Raw genomic sequence first — 6,403 nt, 5'->3', positions numbered from 1 at the left:
CGTCGCCCGTATGTCTGACCCCGATCTCATCCAGCAGATCATGGAGGCCGTCACGATCCCCGTCATGGCCAAGTGCCGCATCGGCCACTTCGTCGAGGCGCAGATCCTCCAGTCGATCGGCGTGGACTACATCGACGAATCAGAGGTGCTGACCCCCGCCGACGAAGCCCACCACATTGACAAGCACCGCTTCGACGTCCCCTTTGTCTGCGGCTGCCGCAACCTCGGCGAGGCGCTGCGGCGCGTCGGCGAGGGCGCCGCGATGATCCGCACCAAGGGCGAGGCCGGCACGGGCGACGTGGTCGAGGCGGTCCGCCACGCGCGCACGGTTCTGGGCGAGATCCGCCGCCTGACGACGATGGCCGGCGAGGAGTTGATGGCCTATGCCAAGGAGATCGGGGCGCCCCTCGAATGGCTGCGCGAGACCCAGCGGCTGGGCCGCCTGCCGGTGGTGAATTTCGCCGCGGGCGGCGTGGCCACCCCCGCCGACGCCGCGCTGATGATGCAGCTCGGCGTGGACGGCGTCTTCGTCGGCTCCGGCATCTTCAAGAGCGGCGAACCGTCCAAACGCGCCGCCGCGATCGTCAAGGCGGTGACCCATTTTCAGGACGCCGCCATCCTCGCCGAGGTCAGCCGCAACCTCGGCGAACCGATGGTCGGCCGGACCGTCGCGCAGTTGCCCGCCGCGGAGCGCCTCGCGGGGCGCGGTTGGTGATATGAAGATCGGCGTGCTGGCGTTGCAGGGCGCGTTTGCGGAACACGTTGCCATGCTCCGGCGGCTCGGCGTGGACGCCGCCGAGATCCGCCTCGCCGCCCAGCTCGATCCGCTGGACGGCCTGATCATCCCGGGCGGCGAGTCAACCACCATCGGCAAGCTCGCCACTGATTTCGGGCTCATCGAGCCGCTGCGGCGGTTCGGGCGGGAGCGCGCGATCTGGGGGACGTGCGCGGGCGCGATCTTTCTCGCCCGGACGGTCGTCGGCCGCGCCCAGCCGCTCCTCGGCCTGATGGACATCACCGTCACGCGCAACGCCTTCGGCCGCCAGATTGACTCGTTCGAGACCGATCTCGACCTTTCGGATTTCGGCGAGGGGATGGCCGGGCAGCCGCCCTATCACGCCGTCTTCATCCGCGCCCCGCTGATCGACGCCGTCGGCCCCGCGGCGCGGGCCATCGTTACGCTGCCCGACGGCCGGATCGTCGCGGCCCGCCAGGGCCGTCTCCTCGCGACCTCCTTCCATCCCGAGCTCACCGGCGACACCCGCTGCCACGCCGCTTTTCTCACGCTGGCCTCATGACCACACTTCCCCGCGCCGCCCGATACGCCGCCACGCTCGCCCCGCCCGGCATCCCCCCGGGGGTGGGCGAGGCGGAGTATGCGGACGACGGCCCGCGCTGGTCCGAACGCCATCTGCAGTGCGTCTGGTTTGATGACCGCCTCCGTCCCGCGCCGCTGGCCGCCGTCGACGGCACGCCGGTCACCGTGCTCGAACCGGGGCGCTGGAACCTTGAGGCCGGCCCCGATTTTCTTGGCGCCACGCTCGCGACCGCCGGCGGCGTCCGCATCACCGGCGATGTCGAGATCCACGTGACCCCCCGCGACTGGGACGCCCACCGCCACGCGGCCAACCCCCTCTACCGGAATCTCGTCGCCCACGTGACCTACGCGGCCGACCCGCCGCCGGTGACGCTGCCGGCCGATGTCCTGCGCATTTCGCTGGCCCGCGCGCTCTGCGGCAACCCCGCCTTCAGCTTTGACGACATCGACCTCGCGGCGTATCCCCACGCCGTCCTGCCGGTCACGCCGCGGCCGTGCGCGGCCGCCCTGGCGGTCCATCCCGACCGCGCCCCCACGCTTCTCGATGCGGCGGGCGAGTTCCGCATCCAGGCCAAGGCCCGGCGTCTGGCGGCCCGGTTCCGTCAGAACGCCGATCGGCGCCAGACGCTCTATGAGGAACTGCTCGCCGCGCTGGGCTACAAGCAGAACGCGGCGCCGTTCCGGCGGCTGGCGCAGCGCCTGCCGGTGCGCGACTGGGATCCCGACGCGGGCGCGGCCAGCGCCTATGGCCGGCTCCTCGGCGCGGCCGGTCTCCTCCCGTCGCCCGACGACAGCGCCGATCCCGTGCTGCGGCCGTTCGTCCGCGGGCTGTGGGACCACTGGTGGCGGAATCCGGTCGCCGACCCCCTGCCCGCCGACGCCTGGGTCCGCCACGGCCTGAGGCCGCAGAACAGCCCGATCCGGCGCCTGGCGGCGGCGGCGGCGCTGTTCGCGGGCCGCCACACCATCCTGGACCGGCTCGCCACGCTCCCCGCCACCCCGCCGCAGGCGTGGTTCCGTTCGGCCGGTCTCCTTTTCGAAAGCTGCGCGCGCTGGCCGTTCTGGGATGACCGCCTCACCCTCTCCGGGCCGCCGACGCCCGGCGCGGGCGCGCTCCTCGGCCCCAACCGCATCGCCGCCATGCTGCTCAACGTGATCATCCCGTGGTTTGCCGCCGAAGATCGCCTCGACCCCAACATCCTCGATCATCTCCCCCCGGAAGACCTCTCCGCGCCGGTCCGCGCCACGGCCTTCCGGCTCTTCGGCCGCGACCACAATCCCGCCCCGCTCTACGCCAACAACGGCCTGCGCATTCAGGGGCTGCTCCAGATACACGCCGACTTCTGCCTCAGCGCGCGGGCCGGGTGCGCGGGCTGCCCGCTGGCGGAACGGCTGGGGTAGATTTCGATGTTGAATGCCATGAAGAAGATGCTCGTACTGTTTGCTCTGCTTGTCGTAAGTCGTGCCGTCGCTGGATTCGACGCCACGCAGTTCGTTGCCTCCGCGCGGTCCCAGATAGGTGTGACCACAGGATATGACGGCGCCTACCGGCGGCTGAACTATCCGGGTGGAGATGTGCCGAAGGAGACCGGCGTCTGCTGTGACGTCGTTGTGCGTGCCCTGCGCGATCAGAAGCTGGACCTTCAGCAACTGGTGCACGAGGACATGAAGCGCTCCTTCAAAGCCTACCCGCAGAACTGGGGATTAAAGAAGCCCGACCCAAACATCGACCACCGGCGAGTTCCTAACCTGGCCTGTTTCTTTCGACGATCGGGATGGGCACTGGATTCCCGCACCGCACCAGGGGACTACTTGCCGGGTGACATCGTAACATGGAAGCTCGGCAATGGACTTCCTCACATCGGCATCGTCTCCGACAAGAAGACGCCGGCGGGGACTCCATTGGTGATTCACAACATCGGCGGCGGCACCCAGGAAGAGGATGTCCTGTTCCGTTTCACGATCACCGGTCATTTCAGACCAGAAGGAGCAGCGAACCCGCACGTTCAGCCTATCGCCGGGAAGTCCGGCTCAGGCTGACTTGCGGCGTGTGTGCCGGGCATGGCACGTCACTTGCCGTCTGAAAGCGGTTTATAAGGGACGGGCCTTTGATACTTGACCGCTGTCAATCTCCCCAATCGGGTCTCTCGACAGCCACCTCCCCAACCCCGGCCCATACATCCGCATCTCATACTCACTCAGCCCCGTCACCGCGCACCACGGCTTGGTGCTGAAGCGGTGGGTGAAGGCATCGGACTGGTCGCCGGACTGGGCGGTGATCTCACCGAAGGGTGAGTATTCGTAATGCGCGGCGATGAGCCCGTTTGTGGATAGATACTCCGTGACGTTGCCGTTGGCGTCGAATGCGGCGAAGTAGGGCGCGCCATCTTGGATCTCGGCCAGCAACCCGCCGACGCCGCCGGCGCCATGCAGGGAGCCGGAGAGGTCGAGACCCCAGATGAAGGAGTTTGTGAGGGTGTGGGTTTGGGTGTGTGTGAGGGACTGAACGATGTTGAAGCCGTCCCAGATCAGGCTGTTGGTCTTTTCAATCTCCCAACTCTGCGCCTCAGCGCCTCTGCGGGAAAATTGTTTCGTCACCATCCGCCCTTGATAATCGTAGGCGTAGGTGACCAGGTGGAGCGCGTTCGATGCCTGAATGAGCCGGTTTTCACCATTCCATCGGAGATGCCAACCATCAGCCCCTCCCCCGGAGGTGGAGGGGAGAAAGGTCATGTTGCCATCGTGATCGTACAGGGGGATGTTTTCCCGCGGAGGCGCGGAGGCGCAGAGGATGTTGGTGTATTGGTTGAGGGCGTTGGCCTGGTAGATGTTGGTATTCGCGTTCATTCGCGTCCATTCGCGGTTACCAATCGGATCGAAGGCATAGCCGTAGGCGTTCGTGCCCATCGCGGCGGAGGTGAGTTCCGAGCGGGGGTTGTAGCCGAAGGCGTTGGTGATCGCAGGCGGGACGCCTGCACCACTGTGATCAATCCGCGCGGTGCGGCGGGCAAGGGCGTCGTTGACGTAGTCGAATGCGCTCACAGTGTCGCCATTATAACGATTGCTGACGGCGGTAAGCAAGTCGCGATGTGGCTCGAAGGCGCGGGTGACCGCGAAACCGGATGGACTGGACCAACCGGAGAGGATGTCGGTGCCGGGCAAATACGAATATTTAGCCACAGATAGCGCAGAAAACACAGAGGATGAGACGGAGTGGAACCGGCCGAGTGAGTCATAGCCGTAGATGATGCTTTGGACAGGATTGACAGGATTTGCAGGATTGAAGAGAGAGAAGCCCGCGCTCCTGCCCAGTCCGTCATAGGCTCTGACGAGGACGCCGAAGGTATTCGTCTCGGCGGCGAGTTGCAGGGCATCGTTGTAGGCAAAGGATCTTGAGCCGGTGGCGTCGGTGATGGTGCGCTGGCGTCCGAGGCGTCGCCCTTGAATGAGCGGCCCCTCTTGACACGATCTCAACCTCTGCTCGCCAAACCACCCAACGCAACACCCGTTGGGATGCTCCCGCATTGATCGGTGAGCAAGGCAGCGGCCGCATAACAGCCGTCTGGTTCGCCTCAAAGGGTCAGTCGTCGCCACACACCGCCTGAATCCAACGGCTATTCGCGAGCGCCCCCTCAAGATTCAGGCCATCTCTCGCTCTCCAACTGGCGATCCGGTGATTCTCGGGCTGCCCCCTGCCTCAGTTTGACTGGCCCCAGTTTTTCGTCAATTTGCCTGTCCCCAGTTTTCCCGTCCCTTCCAAGCCCCCAACTGGCGATCCTGTGATCATCGGGTTGCCACCTGCCTCAGTTTGCCTGTCTCAGTTTGCCTGTCCCCTGTTTCCCTCACGGCTTTGGCGAGGGATAGTAATATACACTGCCATACATCATTTCCTCAAATATTGTAAGTAGCGTGTCCACTCCATTACATAATCGATTCTCCGCACATTCCCAAACACGCACAAGCAAAGTTTTTCGAGGTTCCCCATACATCCGCATGAGTTGTGTTTCATCGGGGTATGTTTCGTTAATGCGGATTGTTATGTTTGAGTACCCATAACTTTCGGCCATCTCGATCAACGGAAACACAGCACGTGCGCTCACACCACTTTCAACTCGAATAACGAGCGGCCCAATACGCGACCTATCGTGCCTTTTGGCAAGTATTTCATAGAGAACTCCATCATCTAAGACGACATTGGAGCAGCGAATTTGATAACCGACATTCGGTAAACCACGGAACCAAACCTCAAACTCAGGGCAAGGAGGCACGCTAGATGACGTAACCACGTAAGCGTTGCGCAGCACACTGTAAATAATCGTAACAAGAAATAAACATCCAACCATAACATACAGCATACATCTGTTTCTGATTATGTGTCCAAATCGTATTTGAGTTTGCATGTCTTTGGTGCTATCAGGGTCGCGGTTGGGCTCAAAACTTCTCACGATTTGGAGTATGCCATTGCTCCAGCCGGAAATCAAGTCGCTATCGGGCAGATACGAATAGTGAGCCACAGAGAGCGCAGAGAACACAAAGGAAGAGACGGAGTGGAAGCGGACGAGTGGGTCATAGCCGGGGTTTATAAGGGACGGGCCTTTCATACTTGACCATGGCAGCATGATGTGGTATTTTTGGGTCAAATCACGCAGCAGAGGAGGTGGCGTATGCGATCATCACGGATCAAGGCGGAGGGACTGGGTTACTATCATTGTATGAGCCGAGTCGTGGATCGGCGGATGATTCTGGGGGACGTGGAACGGGAGAAGTTTCGAGATTTGATGCGCGGGGCAGAGACATTTTGTGGCGTGCGGGTGGTGACCTACGCGATCCTTTCGAATCATTTCCATATTCTGGCAGAAGTACCTGACAGACAGGAAGTTAGCGAAGCGGAAGTGGTGGCGCGTCTGGCAGCGATTTATGATCGTCAGACGGTGTTGGGGATGCTGTCGCAATGGGAGTTGTGGCGGAAGCAGGGGCTGGAGAAGTTGGTGCAGGGGGACCTGGAGCGTCTGCGGGCGCGGATGTATGATGTGTCAGAGTTTCTGAAGACGGTGAAGCAGCGGTTTTCGCAGTGGTACAACCGGC

General features: G+C 63.1%; 6 protein-coding genes. 5 read left to right on the top strand and 1 reads right to left on the bottom strand.

The annotated features are described in order from the left end of the window. The 4 genes from pdxS to FJ222_11530 all read left to right on the top strand — a co-directional run. A partial coding sequence (gene pdxS / locus FJ222_11545) for a pyridoxal 5'-phosphate synthase lyase subunit PdxS (GenBank protein ID MBM4165056.1) occupies positions 1-715 on the top strand: 715 nt, incomplete at its 5' end. A gap of 1 nt (position 716) precedes the next feature. Next, complete coding sequence (pdxT, locus tag FJ222_11540; GenBank protein MBM4165055.1) at positions 717-1,298, top strand: pyridoxal 5'-phosphate synthase glutaminase subunit PdxT; 582 nt, start codon at positions 717-719, stop codon at positions 1,296-1,298. Next, positions 1,295-2,719: a DUF2851 family protein gene (locus FJ222_11535; GenBank protein MBM4165054.1), complete on the top strand. Its 1,425-nt coding sequence runs from the start codon at positions 1,295-1,297 to the stop codon at positions 2,717-2,719. The genes pdxT and FJ222_11535 overlap by 4 nt, the downstream gene beginning before the upstream one ends. A gap of 27 nt (positions 2,720-2,746) precedes the next feature. After that, positions 2,747-3,358, top strand: a complete 612-nt coding sequence (locus tag FJ222_11530; GenBank protein ID MBM4165053.1) for a DUF1287 domain-containing protein — start codon at positions 2,747-2,749, stop codon at positions 3,356-3,358. A 51-nt stretch (positions 3,359-3,409) separates the two neighbouring features. On the opposite strand, the gene FJ222_11525 is transcribed toward FJ222_11530, so the two are convergent. Continuing rightward, positions 3,410-4,843, bottom strand: a complete 1,434-nt coding sequence (locus FJ222_11525; protein ID MBM4165052.1) for a hypothetical protein — start codon at positions 4,841-4,843, stop codon at positions 3,410-3,412. Positions 4,844-5,982: 1,139 nt separating this feature from the next. Here FJ222_11525 and FJ222_11520 point away from each other — a divergent pair. After that, the coding region (locus FJ222_11520; protein ID MBM4165051.1) for a chemotaxis protein CheW at positions 5,983-6,403 on the top strand (421 nt) is incomplete at its 3' end.

Source organism: Lentisphaerota bacterium, from assembly GCA_016873675.1.
In the GTDB taxonomy this organism is placed as follows: domain Bacteria; phylum Verrucomicrobiota; class Kiritimatiellia; order RFP12; family JAAYNR01; genus VGWG01.
Note: the sequence above shows the minus strand (reverse complement) of the source record. Positions and strands in the feature narration are given on the sequence as shown.

Bases quoted from the DNA above. Each gene is read 5' to 3' on its own strand.
- FJ222_11530 (MBM4165053.1), top strand. From the start codon at position 2,747: ATGCTCGTACTGTTTGCTCTGCTTGTCGTAAGTCGTGCCGTCGCTGGA.
- FJ222_11535 (MBM4165054.1), top strand. From the start codon at position 1,295: ATGACCACACTTCCCCGCGCCGCCCGATACGCCGCCACGCTCGCCCCG.
- FJ222_11525 (MBM4165052.1), bottom strand. From the start codon at position 4,843: ATGCGGGAGCATCCCAACGGGTGTTGCGTTGGGTGGTTTGGCGAGCAG.
- pdxT (MBM4165055.1), top strand. From the start codon at position 717: ATGAAGATCGGCGTGCTGGCGTTGCAGGGCGCGTTTGCGGAACACGTT.